18 protein-coding genes are annotated in these 14,958 nt (G+C 70.6%); 9 read left to right on the top strand and 9 right to left on the bottom strand.

All coding sequences use genetic code 11. From position 1 onward, the window contains the following. Positions 1-27: 27 nt before the first annotated feature. Positions 28-336 carry a hypothetical protein gene (locus ACPYN5_RS11285; RefSeq protein ID WP_424449086.1) on the bottom strand — a complete coding sequence of 103 codons (309 nt, stop codon included), beginning with the start codon at positions 334-336 and terminating at the stop codon, positions 28-30. A 158-nt stretch (positions 337-494) separates the two neighbouring features. On the opposite strand from ACPYN5_RS11285, the gene ACPYN5_RS11280 reads away from it, so the two are divergent. Further along, positions 495-794 (top strand): DUF7882 family protein, encoded by a 300-nt coding sequence (locus ACPYN5_RS11280; RefSeq protein WP_424449085.1) that lies wholly within the window; start codon positions 495-497, stop codon positions 792-794. Between the two features lie 2 nt (positions 795-796). Here ACPYN5_RS11280 and ACPYN5_RS11275 read toward each other — a convergent pair whose 3' ends face one another. After that, entirely contained in the window at positions 797-1,114 is a 318-nt protein-coding gene (locus ACPYN5_RS11275) for a MarR family winged helix-turn-helix transcriptional regulator (protein WP_424449084.1), read from the bottom strand. A 282-nt stretch (positions 1,115-1,396) separates the two neighbouring features. Between ACPYN5_RS11275 and ACPYN5_RS11270 the strand changes: the two genes are divergently transcribed. Genes ACPYN5_RS11270 through ACPYN5_RS11260 form a run of 3 tightly spaced genes read left to right on the top strand, consistent with a single transcriptional unit; the run spans position 1,397 to position 2,852 of the window. Further along, on the top strand, positions 1,397-1,765 hold the full coding sequence (locus ACPYN5_RS11270; RefSeq protein ID WP_424449083.1) for an ArsR/SmtB family transcription factor: 369 nt from the start codon (positions 1,397-1,399) through the stop codon (positions 1,763-1,765). Further along, the gene (locus tag ACPYN5_RS11265; RefSeq protein WP_424449082.1) at positions 1,762-2,223 is read left to right on the top strand and encodes an SRPBCC family protein; all 462 of its coding nucleotides are present in this window, start codon (positions 1,762-1,764) and stop codon (positions 2,221-2,223) included. Before ACPYN5_RS11270 ends, ACPYN5_RS11265 begins: the two co-directional genes overlap by 4 nt. 20 nt (positions 2,224-2,243) lie before the next feature. Continuing rightward, positions 2,244-2,852, top strand: coding sequence for a dihydrofolate reductase family protein (locus ACPYN5_RS11260; protein WP_424449081.1), 609 nt, complete (start codon positions 2,244-2,246; stop codon positions 2,850-2,852). A 109-nt stretch (positions 2,853-2,961) separates the two neighbouring features. Here the strand turns inward: ACPYN5_RS11260 and ACPYN5_RS11255 are convergent, their stop codons facing one another. From ACPYN5_RS11255 to ACPYN5_RS11240, 4 genes are read right to left on the bottom strand one after another with little or no spacing between them, the layout of a single operon-like run. Then, entirely contained in the window at positions 2,962-4,416 is a 1,455-nt protein-coding gene (locus tag ACPYN5_RS11255; RefSeq protein ID WP_424449080.1) for a phytoene desaturase family protein, read from the bottom strand. Then, complete coding sequence (locus ACPYN5_RS11250; RefSeq protein ID WP_424449079.1) at positions 4,413-4,853, bottom strand: SRPBCC family protein; 441 nt, start codon at positions 4,851-4,853, stop codon at positions 4,413-4,415. The genes ACPYN5_RS11255 and ACPYN5_RS11250 overlap by 4 nt, the downstream gene beginning before the upstream one ends. A gap of 24 nt (positions 4,854-4,877) precedes the next feature. Next, positions 4,878-6,053, bottom strand: coding sequence for a zinc-dependent alcohol dehydrogenase (locus ACPYN5_RS11245; RefSeq protein WP_424449078.1), 1,176 nt, complete (start codon positions 6,051-6,053; stop codon positions 4,878-4,880). After that, positions 6,050-6,268 carry a multidrug transporter gene (locus ACPYN5_RS11240; RefSeq protein WP_424449077.1) on the bottom strand — a complete coding sequence of 73 codons (219 nt, stop codon included), beginning with the start codon at positions 6,266-6,268 and terminating at the stop codon, positions 6,050-6,052. Before ACPYN5_RS11240 ends, ACPYN5_RS11245 begins: the two co-directional genes overlap by 4 nt. 104 nt (positions 6,269-6,372) lie before the next feature. Between ACPYN5_RS11240 and ACPYN5_RS11235 the strand changes: the two genes are divergently transcribed. After that, positions 6,373-6,495 (top strand): hypothetical protein, encoded by a 123-nt coding sequence (locus ACPYN5_RS11235; RefSeq protein WP_424449075.1) that lies wholly within the window; start codon positions 6,373-6,375, stop codon positions 6,493-6,495. A 61-nt stretch (positions 6,496-6,556) separates the two neighbouring features. Here ACPYN5_RS11235 and ACPYN5_RS11230 read toward each other — a convergent pair whose 3' ends face one another. Beyond that, positions 6,557-7,066 carry a MarR family winged helix-turn-helix transcriptional regulator gene (locus tag ACPYN5_RS11230; RefSeq protein WP_424449074.1) on the bottom strand — a complete coding sequence of 170 codons (510 nt, stop codon included), beginning with the start codon at positions 7,064-7,066 and terminating at the stop codon, positions 6,557-6,559. Positions 7,067-7,240: 174 nt separating this feature from the next. Between ACPYN5_RS11230 and ACPYN5_RS11225 the strand changes: the two genes are divergently transcribed. Next, positions 7,241-7,597: a DUF7882 family protein gene (locus ACPYN5_RS11225; protein WP_424449073.1), complete on the top strand. Its 357-nt coding sequence runs from the start codon at positions 7,241-7,243 to the stop codon at positions 7,595-7,597. 154 nt (positions 7,598-7,751) lie between these two features. Beyond that, on the top strand, positions 7,752-9,404 hold the full coding sequence (locus ACPYN5_RS11220) for a thiamine pyrophosphate-binding protein (protein WP_424449072.1): 1,653 nt from the start codon (positions 7,752-7,754) through the stop codon (positions 9,402-9,404). On the opposite strand, the gene ACPYN5_RS11215 is transcribed toward ACPYN5_RS11220, so the two are convergent. Next, a complete protein-coding gene (locus tag ACPYN5_RS11215; RefSeq protein ID WP_424449071.1) occupies positions 9,401-11,290 on the bottom strand; it encodes an FAD-dependent monooxygenase in 1,890 nt (629 codons plus the stop codon). The genes ACPYN5_RS11220 and ACPYN5_RS11215 overlap by 4 nt on opposite strands. Before the next feature lie 25 nt (positions 11,291-11,315). After that, complete coding sequence (locus tag ACPYN5_RS11210) at positions 11,316-12,716, bottom strand: MFS transporter (protein WP_424449070.1); 1,401 nt, start codon at positions 12,714-12,716, stop codon at positions 11,316-11,318. A gap of 76 nt (positions 12,717-12,792) precedes the next feature. On the opposite strand from ACPYN5_RS11210, the gene ACPYN5_RS11205 reads away from it, so the two are divergent. Beyond that, a complete protein-coding gene (locus tag ACPYN5_RS11205) occupies positions 12,793-14,265 on the top strand; it encodes a fumarylacetoacetate hydrolase family protein (RefSeq protein ID WP_424449069.1) in 1,473 nt (490 codons plus the stop codon). Then, complete coding sequence (locus ACPYN5_RS11200; protein WP_424449068.1) at positions 14,262-14,954, top strand: GntR family transcriptional regulator; 693 nt, start codon at positions 14,262-14,264, stop codon at positions 14,952-14,954. The genes ACPYN5_RS11205 and ACPYN5_RS11200 overlap by 4 nt, the downstream gene beginning before the upstream one ends. Positions 14,955-14,958 lie beyond the last annotated feature (4 nt).

Raw genomic sequence — 14,958 nt, 5'->3', positions numbered from 1 at the left:
AGGCCGAGGTCGCCTCGTTCGGCGGGCTCAGTGGCGCCGCGTGGAGCGCAGCGTCTGCACGGCCTCGTCGAAGCGCAGGGTCTGCCGCAGCTCGACGGCGGCCGAGTACCAGGGGCCGCCGAGAGCGACGAACACCGCTCCGACCACGTCGATGTACCCGAGGATGACCTCGCCCTCGCGAACCTCATAGCGGTCGACGTCGACGAGCTCCCAGCGGATGTCGGACTCCGGGCCGGCGGCCTCGGGTCGCCGCGTGGGCAGCTGACGCAGGGCACCCGCCGTGGCCAGACGCACGGCGCTGGGCTTGCGGGCGATCGGTGACATATCCAGGACCATGACCACTCCCATCGCTCTGCGTAGAGTGTCGCGGCCGGACGCACCCGCGCCTACCCGCTTGACAGAAGCGATCGATGCGGTTAGGCAGCCGTGCCCGTTTCTAGTTTTGCTAACTAATCAGAATTAGTTAGGCACGCCCCCGCGATTAGCCTCGGGCCGTGGGAACACTCGTTTACGGCAGCCAGGGACGGACGTTCGATGTCGAGGACCGTCTCCTCGCGCATCTGCGGGTCGTCTTCATGAACAAACTGCGACGCAACGAGCCCTTCATGTTCCACCGCTCAGTCGACAGCGGGCTGTTCAGCGTGTGGGTGCATCCGGCGGTTCCGATGGTGTTCCTCTTCAGCGGCAGCCGACCGCCGACGATCAATCGTCACTGGGTCGAGGCCCTCATGCTCGAGGCGGGGGGCGCGAACGGTCTCCGCGTCGTTCCCGAGCCGGCCACGGCCGACGCCTGACCTCAGCGGCACTCCTCGTCGACCGCGTCCGCGATCGCGTCGAGCAGCGTCGCCAGCTTCGCCGCCGTTTCGCCGTCGAGCCCGCGCGCGATGTCGCGCACCCGCACGGTGAGGGGATCGACGCCCTCGACGTCGGCGTTGCGGTCCGTCGGCACGACGTACTTGCTCCGGCCGTCGTCGGGATTGCGCTCGAACGCGACCAGACCGCCCTCGCGAAGCCGCTTGAGCATCGTCGTGGCCGTCGGGGTCGAGACCCCGAGCGTCGCGGCGATGTCGGTCGGGGTCACCCGCTTGCCGGCATCCGCGCTGTCGTAGACCACGCGCATCGCGGCTCGGGCCGTCTCGCTCGGACCGCAATCGCTCTGTCTCCGGCGCGAGAGACTCGCTTCCGCGAGACGGAGCCGCTCGACCGCGCGCGCGACGGACTCGGGTTCGGACGCACCGGACACCATGGAACCTCCCGCAGACGACGATGATCCGTCCACTGTAGGAGCGCGGCGTGCCGCAGCACCGGTGCTTGACTCCGGCGGCACCCGCACCTAGACCGTGCCTGCTGATCGGTCGTGCGGGTCACTTACTCATATGGGTATATGATGCGTGGTATGGCCCGTGCAGCGACGACATCGGACGTCTTCAACGCGATCGCGGAACCGCAGCGGCGTGCGATTCTGACGCTCCTGCGCACCGGCGACCGTCCCGCCGGCGAGGTGGCTCGGGAGTTGGGGCTGACCCAGCCCGGCACTTCGAAGCACCTGCGGGTGCTGCGCGAGGTCGGGCTGGTGCATCACCGCACGGCCGGCAAGCAGCGGGTGTACGGCCTGGATGCGAGAGGGCTTCGGCCGGTCCACGAGTGGACGGGCGGCTTCGAGGGATTCTGGAGCGAGAGCCTCGGCCGCCTGGACGCGTACGTGCGGCGGCTTGTCGGGGACGACGCGCGGCCCGCCAGCGGGCTCACGGAGAAGGAGCAATGACCGATACGAGCGACCGCGAGATCATGGTCTCGCGTGTGATCGCCGCCCCGCGTGAGCGGGTGTTCGAAGCCTTCACCGAGGTGCGGCACCTCTCGCAGTGGTGGGGACCGGAGGGGTTCACGACCACGACGCGGTCGTTCGTTTTCGCGGTCGGCGGGGTGTGGGAGTTCACCATGCGGGGTCCTGACGGCGTCGACTACCCCGAATGGATCGTCTGGGAGGAGATCGCCCGCCCTGAGCGCATCACGCTGCTGCACGGTGAACGCGAAGGAGATCCGAACGCCTTCACGACCGTCCTGTCGTTCACGTCCCACGGTGCGGCGACACGGGTGGAGTTGCGCACCATGTTCCCCACGAAAGCTCTGCGCGACGAGGCGGCGGAGAAGTATCACGCCGTCGAAGGCGGGAACCAGACCCTCGCAGGCCTCGATGCGTACGTCACCACTGCCGCCTCATGACCGGGAACATGGATAAGACGGTGGCCGACACCACCTGCCACATGTCCATGTCACTCGACGGGTACGTCGCCGGCCCCGAGCAAAGTCTCAACGACGGCCTCGGCGTCCGGGGCCAGGAGCTGCATCCCTGGCACATGGGCGATCCGCGCGCGAACGATGCCGACCGCATCGCCACCTCCTGGCTCATGCGTCCCCGCGGCGCGTATGTGATGGGACGCAACATGTTCGGGCCTGTTCGCGGGGAGTGGGACGATGCCTGGCAGGGGTGGTGGGGCGCCGAGCCGCCGTACCACGCGCCCGTGTTCGTGCTTACGCACTACCCGCACAAGCCGATCGAGATGACCGGCGGCACGACCTTCCACTTCGTGACCGAGGGCTTCGACACCGCCTACGCGCGGGCCCTCGCCGCCGCCGACGGCAGGGGCGTCGACATCGCTGGCGGAGCATCCACCGTCCGCCAAGCGCTCGCGGCCGACGTCATCGACGAGCTGGTCCTCGATATCGCCCCGGTTCTCCTCGGAGCCGGCGAACGTCTCTTCGACGGGGTCGGCGCCTTCGGGTTCGAGCCCGTCGAGGCCCTGCACTCCCCACTGGCAACCCACATCCGATACCGCCGCGCCACGCACTGACGCGATACGGCGGCTGGTCGACCTGGCCGGTGCCGTGCAAGGCCGATGGTCCCGGCCGCCTGGACGACATCACCCCGCGAGGCGCCGTCGCGGATGAGGAGACCCGCACCTAGGCGCGCGGCGACAAGTCGGGGCGCGTGAGAACACCGAACTCGTGACGCAGTGCACTGAGGGCCGCCCACCAACCACCGAGACCGTGTACGCCCGGCCCGGGGCTCGTCGAGGACGAACACAGGTAGACGCCGTCCATGGGCGTGCGCCACGGGTCTCGCGCGAGCACGGGGCGGGCGATCAGCTGGTCGAGCGAAGGCACGCCGGCCGAGATGTCGCCGTCGGGGTAGTTGAGGTTGCGTGCGGCGACCTGCTGCGCCGTCTCGGAATGGGTGGCGATGATCGTGTCGCGGAAACCGGGCGCGAAGCGCTCGATCTGACGGACGATCGCGTCGGTGCGGTCCACCTCGCTCCCCGCGGGAACGTGCGTGTACGCCCACAGGGTGTGATGGTCGCCGGGCGCACGCGTCTCGTCGAAGAGCGACGGCTGGGCAACCAGCACGTACGGCGCATCGGGCAGGTGGCCTGCCCGGACGGCGTTCTCCGACGCGGCGATCTCCGCGCGCGTTCCCCCCACATGCACGGTGCCGCTGCGCGCGATCTCGGCGTCGCGCCACGGCACGGGCGCCGAGAGGGCGAAGTCCACCTTGGCGACCGCATCGCCGTAACGGAAGCGCTCGAGGCGGTGCCGGTAGCGGGACGGCATCCGCTCCCCCGACATCTCGATGAGGGCCTGCGGGGTCACATCGAGCAGAACGGCGCGCGCCGGCGGCAGTTCGTCGAGCGATCGGATGCGGCGGCCCGCGAACAGCTCGCCGCCGTGAGCACGGATGTCGTCGATCATGGCCGCGACGATGGCGCCGCTGCCCCCGAGCGGAATCGGCCACCCGCGCGCGTGCCCGTAGGTCGCGAGAGTGAGGCCGCCGCCTGCCGCCGCGAGGCTGGGGAGTCCGAGGATCGTGTGCGCGGCGACGCCCGACATGAGGGCGGGGGCGGTCTGCTCGCGGAACCGCAGCCCCCAGGCCGGAGTGCCCTGCTCGAGCGTGCGCAGCCCGAACCAGAAGGCCGCGATCGGGTCTCCGGGCACCCGCAGCAGCGACCCTCCCGTGAAGTCGGCGATGCCGCGCACCCGGTCGACGAGCGGCGCCATGAGGCGCGCATACGCGGGGCCGTCTGCCCCGAGCGCATCGGCCGTGCGGTCGAGGTCGCGGTAGGCGAGCGCAGCGCGATCGTCGAGGGGATGCGCGTACGACACCTCGGGGACAACGAAGTCGACGCGCCGGCGCAGCCCGAACTCGCGGAAGAAGGCCGACTCGAAGGCGAGCGGATGCACCGCCGAGCACAGGTCGTGCAGGTAGCCCGGCAGGGTGATCTCCCCCGATGCCGCGCCGCCGCCGAAATGATCCTCGGCTTCGAAGACCGCGACCGCCAGCCCCGAACGCGCCAGGGTGACCGCCGCCGCCAGCCCGTTCGGCCCCGAGCCGACGATGACGGCGTCGTACTCGGTCGTCACCGTCCCGCGCCGCCTTCCGCCAGGTGCGCCAGCCGGCGCAGCGTCTCGGCGTTGCGCACCATCAGCGGCAGGTCGAGGAGAGGCTGCGGGATCAGCGAGCCCGGACCTTCCGCCGCGACCTCCTGGATGCGCACGACGCAGCTGTCGCCGCGCGGCTTGACGTCGAGGGTGATGCGGGCCTCGCCGATCGGCCAGCCGCGCGCCTGGAGCACCATGCGCCGCGGCGGATCGTACTCGAGCACCGACGTGGTGTCGTCGATGACGAGCGGCCAGGCACCGAACGAGTGGTGGAGGCGGGAGCCCTCGCGGGGCCACGAGTCGGACACGTCGCGCATGCGCGAGGCGCCGACGACCCAGGCCGGGAACAGCCACCCGTCGCTCAGCACCGCGAAGACATCCTCCGGTGCGCAGTTCATCACCCGGACGTTACGCGCCATGGCGGCCTCCTCGATCGGCGGGGGTCACGGCTGCAGCACCACCTTGATGCAACCGTCCTCCTTCTTCTGGAACATCTCGTAGAGGCCCGGCGCGTCGGCGAGCGGCGCCCGGTGCGTCGTCAGATCCATCACGCCGAGCGGGTCGGAGGGGTCCTCGACAAGGGGCAGGAGGTCGTCGACCCAACGCTTGACGTTGCACTGCCCCATGCGCAGGCTCAGCTGCTTGTCGAACATCGTCTTCATCGGCATCACGTCCGCCTCACCGGCGTACACACCGCTGAGGGACACCGTGCCGCCGCGGCGGACGATGTCGATGGACGAATGGAGGGCGGCGAGCCGGTCGAGCCCGCCGGTCTCCATCACCTTCTGGGCGAGGGCGTCGGGCAGCAGCCCCAGCGCCTTGTGCACGGTGGCCACGCCGGGGTTGCCGTGCGCCTCCATGCCGACGGCGTCGACGACGGCATCCGCTCCCCGCCCGTCGGTGAGGTCGCGCAGCTCGTCGACGACCGAGTCGGTGAGGTCGAAGACGTCGGCGCCGTGTCGCTCGGCCATCGCGCGACGCTCGGCGACGGGATCGACGGCCAGCACGCGGTAGCCGCGGTGGACACCGACGCGCGCGACGAACTGACCGACCGGGCCGAGCCCCATGACGGCGAGCGTCCCGCCCTCGGGCACGTTCGCGTACTCGACGCCCTGCCATGCCGTGGGGAGGATGTCGCTGAGGAACAGGTACCGGTCGTCGGGCAGGTCGGCGCCGACGAGGATGTGGTTGTAGTCGGCGAGCGGGACGCGGAGGTACTCGGCCTGTCCGCCCGGGACCTGGCCGTAGAGCTTGGTGTAGCCGAACAGCGATGCTCCGCTGCCGTACTCGGTGACCTGCGTGGTCTCGCACTGCGACTGCAGCCCGCGCCGGCACATGAAGCAGTGTCCGCAGGAGATGTTGAAGGGAACGACGATGCGGTCGCCGACGGCGAGATTCGTGACGGCCGAGCCGACCTCGACGACGACTCCCATCGGCTCGTGGCCGAGCACGTCGCCGCTGTCGATGAACGGTCCGAAGATCTCGTACAGGTGCAGGTCGGAGCCGCAGATCGCCGTCGAGGTGATCTTCACGATCGCATCCGTCGGCTCGAGGATCTCGGGGTCGGGCACGGTCTCCACGGAGACATTGCGTCGCCCCTGCCAGGTCAGCGCCTTCATCGTGCCTCCTCCGTGTCGTCGCCGTCCGCTTCGGGCGTGCCGGGTCCGGGCCCGGGTCGCACGGCCGCCGTGTCGGCGATGTCGATGCGCGTGACGCCGTCGTGCTCGCTCGTCTCGATGCGGGGTGCCGCGTCGGCCTCGGTCGATCCGCCGGCGCGCAGCAGCTCTTCTCGACGGGCGTCTTCGTCGGTCAGGGAATCAGATGAGTCGGACATGGCCCGACCGTAAGCACGACGCCCGGGCCGGGGCCAGGGGATGGCGAGGGCGGAACAAGCGTGATAGCCAGAAGACGACAAGCCACCGCGAAAGGAGACCGTCGATGTCACGAGACGACGCGAAGCCCAGCCAGGCCGAAGGCGCAGACCCGGAGCACCCCGATACGGGCGAGGCGCCCGAAGAGGCTCCAGGTCACCCCTCGCAGGCCGAGGGCGAAGACAGCTGACAGACGAAGGCGAGGGCCGGTTCCCACTGACGTGCGAACCGGCCCTTGTGCGTGTTCGGGGTCAGGCGCTGCGCTCGGCGACGTCGTCGAGCGCAGCGGCGAGCATCCCGATGACCTCTGCCGCGATCGCGGCGCGCTCGTCGTCGAGCTGATCGATGACGCTCACGATCGCGCGGTGGTGGGCGGCGAAGGCCTCGTCCACGCGTTCGATCGCCGACTCCGTGGGCACCAGGTAGTGCGCGCGACGGTCGCTGGGGTGCTGCACCCGCTCGACGAGCCCCTTCGAGGCGAGACGCTCGACGACGTTGGTCACGGTCGCGCTCGAGGTGGCGAGCATGACGATGAGGTCTTTCGGCCCGAGGTCGCGCCCGTCGCGGTGCCCCTGCACGAGATAGCGCAATGCGGTCAGATCGATCGCCGACAGCTCGGCCGCGCGCACGGCGAGCCCGGCCTGCACCTGCTCTGCACGGCGTAGCTGCAGAACGGCATCGCTCAGCCGGCGGCCGACCTCGTCGCGGGGCTGATCCGCATAGAGGTGAAGTCCTTCATGACGGACGACGTTTTGAAGCATCGGGTTGCCACCTCCTAGCGAGCATCTTAGAACACTAGCCGACCTTGACACTAGGCATCTTTCACAGGACGTGAGATACTTAGGAACTAGGAATTGACAGAAACTGTCTTGTCTGGCTAGATACTTAACAAGGGAACCAACACTTCCCCGACCCGACGATCTCAGGAGGACAGCATGGGACAGCTCCACTACGGAAACTCCGACACCCGAATCGAGATCCCGGACCGCCTGCTCGCACACCTGAAGGTGGTCATCGCGACGAAGCTGCGTCGCAACGAAAGCTTCATGATGTCGTGGACCGCCGACGACGGCCGTTCCTCGATCTGGCTGCAGCCGTCCATCCCGCTCCGCTTCGTCTTCGACACCGCCGACATGGAGGTGCTGAACCCCGCGGCCGTGCGCGACATGGCGAACGCCGCGACGTCGTCGGCCGGGCTCATCGTCGCGCTCGACCAGGAGATCCCCGAAGCACCGCAGCGGGAGCTCCGCCCCGTGACCGCGGGCGTCCCGCGCCTCAAGATCCCGGCGTAACCCGCTCTCCTCTTCACGCCGCCGCCGGACGTTCCTATAATCGGAACGTCCGGCGGCGGCGTTGTCGTCGGTGCTCGAAAAATGAGCACGAAGCGGCATCCGCGCGTGAGACACATACGGCCTCGATCTCCGTTACGTCTCGAAAGGCATCGCCATGCCGTCCGTCTCCGCGCACGTCTCCGCCGCACTCTCTCGCCACATCACGGACGTCTTCGGGGTGATGGGCAACGGCAACGCCCACCTGCTCGACGCGATCGAGCGCTCCCCCGAGGTCGCCTTCACCGCCCTCCGCCACGAAGCGGGCGGCGTCGTGGCGGCCGACGCCCACTACCGCGCGGGTGGCGGGCTCGCCGCGGCGACTGCGACGTACGGCGCGGGATTCACCAACACTCTCACCGCTCTCGCCGAGGCGGCCCAGGCACGCACGCCGCTCGTCCTGGTCGTCGGAGACGCTCCCACGTCGGGGCCTCGCCCCTGGGACGTCGATCAGATCGCCCTCGCCTCGGCGGTCGGGGTCCGCACGTACACGGTCGGCCGGACGGATGCGGTGGCCACGACGATCATCGCGATCGAACACGCTCTCGCCTTCTCCTCGCCCGTCGTCCTCGCGATCCCCTACGACGTCGCGAGAGCCGACGCGGGCCCGCTCCCCCCGATCCCCGAGCCGCGGCCCGCACCGGCGCTCCCCCCGGCCACGCCCTTCACGACCGGTGTCCTCCGGCAGGTCGCCCGGGCTCTCAGCGGGGCGCAGCGACCCCTCCTCGTCGCGGGTCGGGGGGCGTGGCTCGCCGGTGCGGGTCCGGCACTCGGGGCGATCGCCGATGCCACCGGTGCCCTCACCGCCACGACAGCCCTCGGGCGCGGCCTGTTCCCCCGGTCCGAGTTCGACCTCGGCGTGACCGGCGGGTTCGGTGCCGAGGGCGCGATGGCCGCCGTCCGCGAGGCCGACGTGGTCGTGGTGTTCGGCGCCTCGCTCAATCAGTTCACGATGCGGTTCGGCGCGCTCTTCGCCCCCGGCACCACGGTGGCGCAGGTCGACGTGGCGCCCACGGCGACGCATCCGAACGTCGGACTGTACGTCCGAGCCGATGCCGGCGTCGCCGCCCGCGCCCTGGTCGACGAGCTGGCCGCTCTCGGCGCGCGCTCGAGCGGGTGGCGCGAGACGCTCGACGTCGCGGCCCTGCGCTCCTACGACCACGGCGACGGGCTCGCGCCCGACGGGCGCCTCGACCCCCGCGCGGCCGCACGGCGTCTGGCCGATCTGCTCCCGGAGGATCGCGTCGTCGTCTCGGACGGCGGCCACTTCATCGGGTGGGCGAACATGTACTGGCCGGTGGCATCACCCGACCGGATGATGATGGTGGGCACGGCCTACCAGTCGATCGGACTCGGATTCCCGTCCGTTCCCGGCGCGGCGCGCGCTCGTCCCGACGCGACCATCGTCCTGACGACGGGCGACGGCGGGGGCCTCATGGCCGTCAGCGACCTCGAGTCCGCCGTCCGGGTCGCGGGCGGCCATGGCCTCGCGGTCGTCTGGAACGATCGCGCCTATGGGGCGGAGGTGCACCTGTACGGCGCGCAGGGTCTCGCTCCGGAGCCCATGCTCATCCCCGAGGTCGCCTTCGCAGCGCTGAGCCGCGCGGTCGGCGGCGAAGGCGTCGTCGTGCGCACGCTCGACGACCTGGACGCCCTCGCCCGGTGGCGCGAGCGGCCCGCCGAAGACCGGCCGTTCCTCCTGCTCGACCTGCGAGTGTCGAGCTCGATCCGTGCCCCGTATCAGGAGGAGATCCTGCGGGTGAACTCCTAGCGCGAGGCCAAGGCACCCGCGAAGAAGGCGGTGAGCTCGTCGGTCGCAGCCAGCGGCAGCACCGCCGCGACGTACTGGTCGGGACGCACCACGACGAGGACCCCGTCGCGCGAGAGGCCGCGCTCGTCGAAGATGTCGACACGATGCCACGCGCTCGGCGCCGCCGCGAACACCTTCTCCCAGTCCGTGAGACCGAGCGGCCCCGTCTGCGGGCGGAAGATCGCGGGCACGAGCGGGAGTTCGATCTCGTCGTATCGCTGCTGGTAGACGACCTTGACGTCGAACACCGCGTCGATGTCGGCACCTGCGGGCGTGTGCCGCACCACCGGGGATGCGGGCGACGCGAGCCACGCGGCGAGGTCGGCCAGGGCGGAGGGCTCGCCGGGCCCCGGGGAATCGGCGAACGCGTAGATGCGCCACCGCCCGTCGGCCCGCGCGTGGTGCCCGAGGTGGACGGCGTTGCCGTCCGCGACACGGGCGACCTCGACCGACGCGAAGCGCATCCCGATCGGGAAGCCGATCGCCAGGTCCTGGTGCTCGCCGCCGGCGACGATCTCCGACGGTTCGTAGCGGGTGCGGAAGCCCGAGGGGAACTCCGCTGTCGCGAGGTAATGGGTCGCGAGATCCTGCGGATCGGTGATCTCCTGGGGCTTCCGGGCCATGAGCGCCGACCACTCCCGGTCGAAGTCGATGAGCTGCTGCGCGACGGGGCGCCGCTCGGCGGAATAGGTCGACAGCAGCGTCGGCGACGCGAGACCGGTGAGGACGTGCCCGAGCTTCCAGCCGAGATTGAAGCCGTCCTGCATCGAGACGTTCATGCCCTGCCCCGCCTTCGCGCTGTGGGTGTGGCACGCGTCTCCGGTGAGGAACACGCGCGGCTCGCGATCGACCCCCTCGGGGACGTCGTCGAACCCGTCGGTGACCCGGTGCCCGACCTCGTAGACGCTGTGCCAGGCGACCTCTTTCACGTCGATCGAGTACGGGTGGAGGATCGCGTTGGCGCGCCGGATGATCTCGTCGATCGGGGTCTGGCGCACGCGGTGGTCGTCGTCGGGTGCGACCTCGCCGAGATCGATGTACATGCGGCTGAGGTATCCGCCCTCCCGTGGGATGTGCAGGATGTTGCCGGCGGCGGAGTTGATGGCGCACTTGATGCGCCAGTCCGGGAAGTCGGTGTTCACGAGCACGTCCATGACACCCCATGCGTGCGCCGACGCATCGCCGACGTGCACGCGGCCGATCGCCGCGCGCACGCGGCTGCGCGCGCCGTCGCAGCCGGCGACGTACTTCGCGCGGATCGTCCGTTCCTCTCCCGTCCGCTCACCCGTGAGGTGACGCACGCGGACCTCGATCGGGTACTCGCCCTCGTCGCCGACGGACAGGCCGAGGAACTCCACTCCGTAGTCCGGCGCGACGCGACCCGGACCCGCGGCCGCGGCCTCGGCGAAGTAGTCGAGCACGCGCGCCTGGTTGACGATGAGGTGCGGGAACTCGCTCATGCGGAGGGCGTAGTCCTCGGTGCGCGCGGTGCGCACGATCCGGTCCGGATCCTCCGGGTCGGGCGCCCAGAAGTTCATGTGACCGATGTTGTACGCCTCGGCCGTGATGCGCTCGGCGAAGCCGAACGCCTGGAACGTCTCGACGCTGCGGGGCTGGATGCCGTCGGCCTGGCCGAGCTCCAGCCGTCCCTCGCGCCGCTCGATGAGACGCACGTCGACGTCGGGGAACTGCGACAGCTGGGCCGCCAGCAGCATCCCCGCCGGACCCGAGCCGACGATCAGCACGTCGGTCTCGTCGGGCAGCTCCGTCGGACGGTTCAGGCCCCGCCCGGCCGCGGGCTGCACGCGCGGATCACCCGAGACGTAGCCGTGGTGATGGAACTGCATCTCCGCACTCCTCGTTCGAGGCCGGTCAGCGCCGGCCGGTGCCGACGACGGGGCTGACCGACTGCTCGGCCTCGTGATCGGGATCGAGCGGAATGCCGCTGCGGTCCCGGAGCAGCAGGGTCGCGATGAGCCCGAGCATCGTCATCCCGGCCAGGTACCAGGTGACCGACATGGTCGTCCCCGTCGCCTGGACGAGCGCGGTCGCGATGGTCGGCGCGAACGCACCGCCGAGGATCGCGCCGATCGCGTACGAGATCGACACCCCCGAGAACCGGATCGACGCCGGGAACAGCTCGGCGTAGAGGGCCGCCTGCGGGCCGTAGGTGAGGCCCAGGCCGATCGTGAGGATGGCGAGCCCGAGGAAGAGCAGACCGATGCTGCCGGAGTTCACGAGCGGGAAGAGCGTGAACACGCCCACGAGCTGGAGGATCCACCCGGCGATGTAGGTCGTCCGGCGGCCGATGCGGTCGGAGACGAAGCCGGCGACGAGCGTCGAGATCAGCCACGTGACCGCCGAGCCCGCGACCGCCCACAGCACCGGCTCGCGGTCGAACGCGAGGGGGCCGTCGGGGTTGGTCGCGTAGTTTTGGATGTAGCCGCCGGTGGTCATGTAGCCGACGGCGTTGTTGCCCGCGAACACGAACGCCGCGATGATGACGACCAGCGCGTGCTTCCGGAACAGCTGCACGATCGGCATGTGCGCCTTCTCGCGGCGCTCGGCGAGCTCCGTGAAGACCGGGCTCTCCTCGACGCGGCGTCGCACGTACCAGCCGACGAGGATGAGGACGACGCTCAGCAGGAACGGCACGCGCCAGCCCCACACCAGGAAGGCGTCGCCCGGGGCGATCATCGCCATGAGCGCCATCACGCCCGACGCGAGCAGAAGTCCGAGCGGCACCCCGATCTGCGGCGACGCGCCGAACGCGCCGCGTCGCGTCTTCGGGGCGTGCTCGACGGCCATGAGCACGGCGCCGCCCCACTCGCCGCCGGCCGAGATCCCCTGGAGGATCCGCAGGAGGACGAGGAGGACGGGCGCTGCGAGCCCGATCGTCTCGTAGGTCGGGAGGACGCCGATCAGGGCGGTCGCCGCGCCCATGAGGACGAGCGTCCACATCAGCACGACCTTGCGTCCGAGCCGGTCGCCGAGGTGGCCCGCGAGGAAGGCGCCGAGGGGCCGGAAGAGGAAGCTCACACCGACGGTGGCGAAGCCGATGAGGGCGCTGTTGGCGCCGAGCGGCGCGAAGAAGAGCTGGCCGAACACGAGCCCGACAGCGGTGGCGTAGATGAAGAAGTCGTACCACTCGACGGTGGTCCCGACGACGGTGGCGAACACCACGCGGCGGCGGTCGGCCGCGGTCGCGATGGTGCCGGTGGGGGTGAAGCCGCTGCGCGCGGCGCGGCCGGATGCGGGTGTGGGGGTGCTCATCTTCGTGCTCCCGAGCTGTCGACGACGTTGTCTGCAGACGTTGTTCTGCTGCCGCTGATCATATACGATTTCGAATATGAGACAAGAGCGAGGACGCTCCGACCGGCCCGGCAAGATCATCGCCGTCCACCTGAGCTACGGATCGCGAGCCGCACAGCGAGGCCGCACCCCCGCCGCGCCCTCGTACTTCCTCAAGGCGTCGAGCTCCGTCGCCGCCTCCGGTGGCACGGTCGAGCGTCCCGCGGGCACCGAGCTGCTCGCGTTCGAGGGCGAGATCGCGCTCGTCATCGGCCGCGACGCCCGCCGGGTCGGCCTCGGCGACGCCTGGGATCACGTCGCGGCGGTCACCGCCGCGAACGACCTCGGCCTCTACGACTTCCGCGCCGCGGACAAGGGGTCGAACCTGCGATCGAAGAGCGGCGACGGCTTCACTCCCCTGGGTCCAGACCTCATCGACGCGCGCACCGTCGACCCCGGTCGGCTGCGCGTACGCACGTGGGTCAACGGCGACCTCGTTCAGGACGACACCGCCGCCGACCTGTTGTTCCCGCTCGCGCAGATCGTCGCCGACCTCTCGCAGCACCTGACCCTCGAGACCGGCGACGTCATCCTCACGGGCACACCCGCCGGCTCCTCCGTCATCGTCCCGGGCGACGTCGTCGAGGTCGAGGTCGACGCACTCGAGACCGGAGCAACCTCCGGGCGCCTCGTCACGACCGTCACCGCAGGCACGGCCGACGGGTTCGACCCGGGCCTCGGGTCGCTGCCCGCCGTCGACGACACGCAGCGCGAGGAGGCCTGGGGGTCGCGCGCCGCCGCGGGGCTGCCCGCCGCAGAGCCGGCCCCCGCGGCATCCGGCCTCTCACCGGAACTGCGCGACAAGCTCGAGCGCGTCCCCGTCGCAGCCCTGTCGCAGCAGCTGCGCAAGCGCGGGCTCGACAACGTCTCGATCGACGGCGTGCGACCGATGCACCCCGAGCGCAGACTCATCGGAACCGCTGCCACGCTGCGGTTCGTCCCCCTGCGCGAAGACCTCTTCGCCGACTTCGGCGGCGGGTTCAACGCGCAGAAGCAGGCGTTCGACCGTGTCGCCACGGGTGAGGTCATCGTCATCGAGGCCCGCGGCGAGACCGGATCGGGAACGCTCGGCGACATCCTCGCCCTGCGGGCGCAGGCGCGCGGAGCCGCCGGCATCGTCACCGACGGCGGCGTGCGCGACGCGGCGGCCGTGGCCGACACCGGCCTCCCCGTCTACAGCGCCGGCGCGCACCCGGCCGTCCTCGGTCGCAGGCACGTGCCGTGGGAGGCCGGCGGCACGATCGCCTGCGGCGGGGCGACGGTGCAGCCGGGTGATGTCATCGTCGGCGACGCGGACGGGGTCATCGTCATCCCGCCGGGGCTCGTCGTCGAGATCGTCGACGCCGCGCTCGCCCAGGAGGACGAGGACGCCTGGATCGCCCAGCGCGTCGCCGAGGGAGCAGCCATCGAGGGCCTGTTCCCGATGAACGCGAGCTGGCGGGCCCGGTACGACGGCGAGCGCGGCGCATGAGCACCCCCGCCCCCGCCGACACGCAGAGCAAGTCGCAGCGCGCCTATCACTGGATCCGCGAGCGCATCGCGGAGCAGGAGTTCACGCCCGGCTACCGCCTCGTGCTCGGCACGATCGCCGGCGAGCTCGACATGAGCGTCGTTCCGGTGCGCGAGGCGATCCGTCAGCTGGAGGCCGAGGGCCTCGTGACGTTCGAGCGCAACATCGGCGCGCGCGTGGCGATGGTCGACGACTCGCAGTACCGCTACAGCATGCAGGCCCTGTCGATCCTCGAGGGGACGGCCACGGCTCTCGCCGCCCGCGCGCTCGACGTCGACGACATCCGGCGTGCGCGCGAGATCAACGAGCTGATGACCGAGTCGCTCGACCACTTCGATCCGCGCTCGTTCACCCGGCTGAACCAGGAGTTCCACGCCGTGCTGTTCGAGCGGTGCGTGAACCCCCGGATGCTCGAGCTGGTGCAGACCGAGTGGGCCCGACTCGGTCACCTGCGCGACTCGACCTTCAGCTTCGTGCCGGGACGCGCGCAGGAGTCGGTGCGCGAGCACGAGCAGATCCTCGCCCTGATCGAGCGGGGCGCGCCGCTCACCGAGATCGAGCACGCCGCGCGGCGGCACCGCTCGGCCACCCTCGACGCGTACATGACGCACGAGCACCCCGACCAGGCGCTCGGCCTGCCCAACTTCTGACCGC

The sequence above is a fragment of the Microbacterium arborescens genome (genome assembly GCF_049707515.1).
GTDB lineage: Bacteria > Actinomycetota > Actinomycetes > Actinomycetales > Microbacteriaceae > Microbacterium > Microbacterium arborescens_B.
Note: the sequence above shows the minus strand (reverse complement) of the source record. Positions and strands in the feature narration are given on the sequence as shown.

Bases quoted from the DNA above. Each gene is read 5' to 3' on its own strand.
- ACPYN5_RS11235 (WP_424449075.1), top strand. From the start codon at position 6,373: ATGTCACGAGACGACGCGAAGCCCAGCCAGGCCGAAGGCGCAGACCCG.
- ACPYN5_RS11225 (WP_424449073.1), top strand. From the start codon at position 7,241: ATGGGACAGCTCCACTACGGAAACTCCGACACCCGAATCGAGATCCCG.
- ACPYN5_RS11230 (WP_424449074.1), bottom strand. From the start codon at position 7,066: ATGCTTCAAAACGTCGTCCGTCATGAAGGACTTCACCTCTATGCGGAT.
- ACPYN5_RS11200 (WP_424449068.1), top strand. From the start codon at position 14,262: ATGAGCACCCCCGCCCCCGCCGACACGCAGAGCAAGTCGCAGCGCGCC.
- ACPYN5_RS11210 (WP_424449070.1), bottom strand. From the start codon at position 12,716: ATGAGCACCCCCACACCCGCATCCGGCCGCGCCGCGCGCAGCGGCTTC.
- ACPYN5_RS11240 (WP_424449077.1), bottom strand. From the start codon at position 6,268: ATGTCCGACTCATCTGATTCCCTGACCGACGAAGACGCCCGTCGAGAA.
- ACPYN5_RS11205 (WP_424449069.1), top strand. From the start codon at position 12,793: ATGAGACAAGAGCGAGGACGCTCCGACCGGCCCGGCAAGATCATCGCC.
- ACPYN5_RS11215 (WP_424449071.1), bottom strand. From the start codon at position 11,290: ATGCAGTTCCATCACCACGGCTACGTCTCGGGTGATCCGCGCGTGCAG.
- ACPYN5_RS11250 (WP_424449079.1), bottom strand. From the start codon at position 4,853: ATGGCGCGTAACGTCCGGGTGATGAACTGCGCACCGGAGGATGTCTTC.
- ACPYN5_RS11245 (WP_424449078.1), bottom strand. From the start codon at position 6,053: ATGAAGGCGCTGACCTGGCAGGGGCGACGCAATGTCTCCGTGGAGACC.
- ACPYN5_RS11270 (WP_424449083.1), top strand. From the start codon at position 1,397: ATGGCCCGTGCAGCGACGACATCGGACGTCTTCAACGCGATCGCGGAA.
- ACPYN5_RS11285 (WP_424449086.1), bottom strand. From the start codon at position 336: ATGGTCCTGGATATGTCACCGATCGCCCGCAAGCCCAGCGCCGTGCGT.
- ACPYN5_RS11220 (WP_424449072.1), top strand. From the start codon at position 7,752: ATGCCGTCCGTCTCCGCGCACGTCTCCGCCGCACTCTCTCGCCACATC.
- ACPYN5_RS11265 (WP_424449082.1), top strand. From the start codon at position 1,762: ATGACCGATACGAGCGACCGCGAGATCATGGTCTCGCGTGTGATCGCC.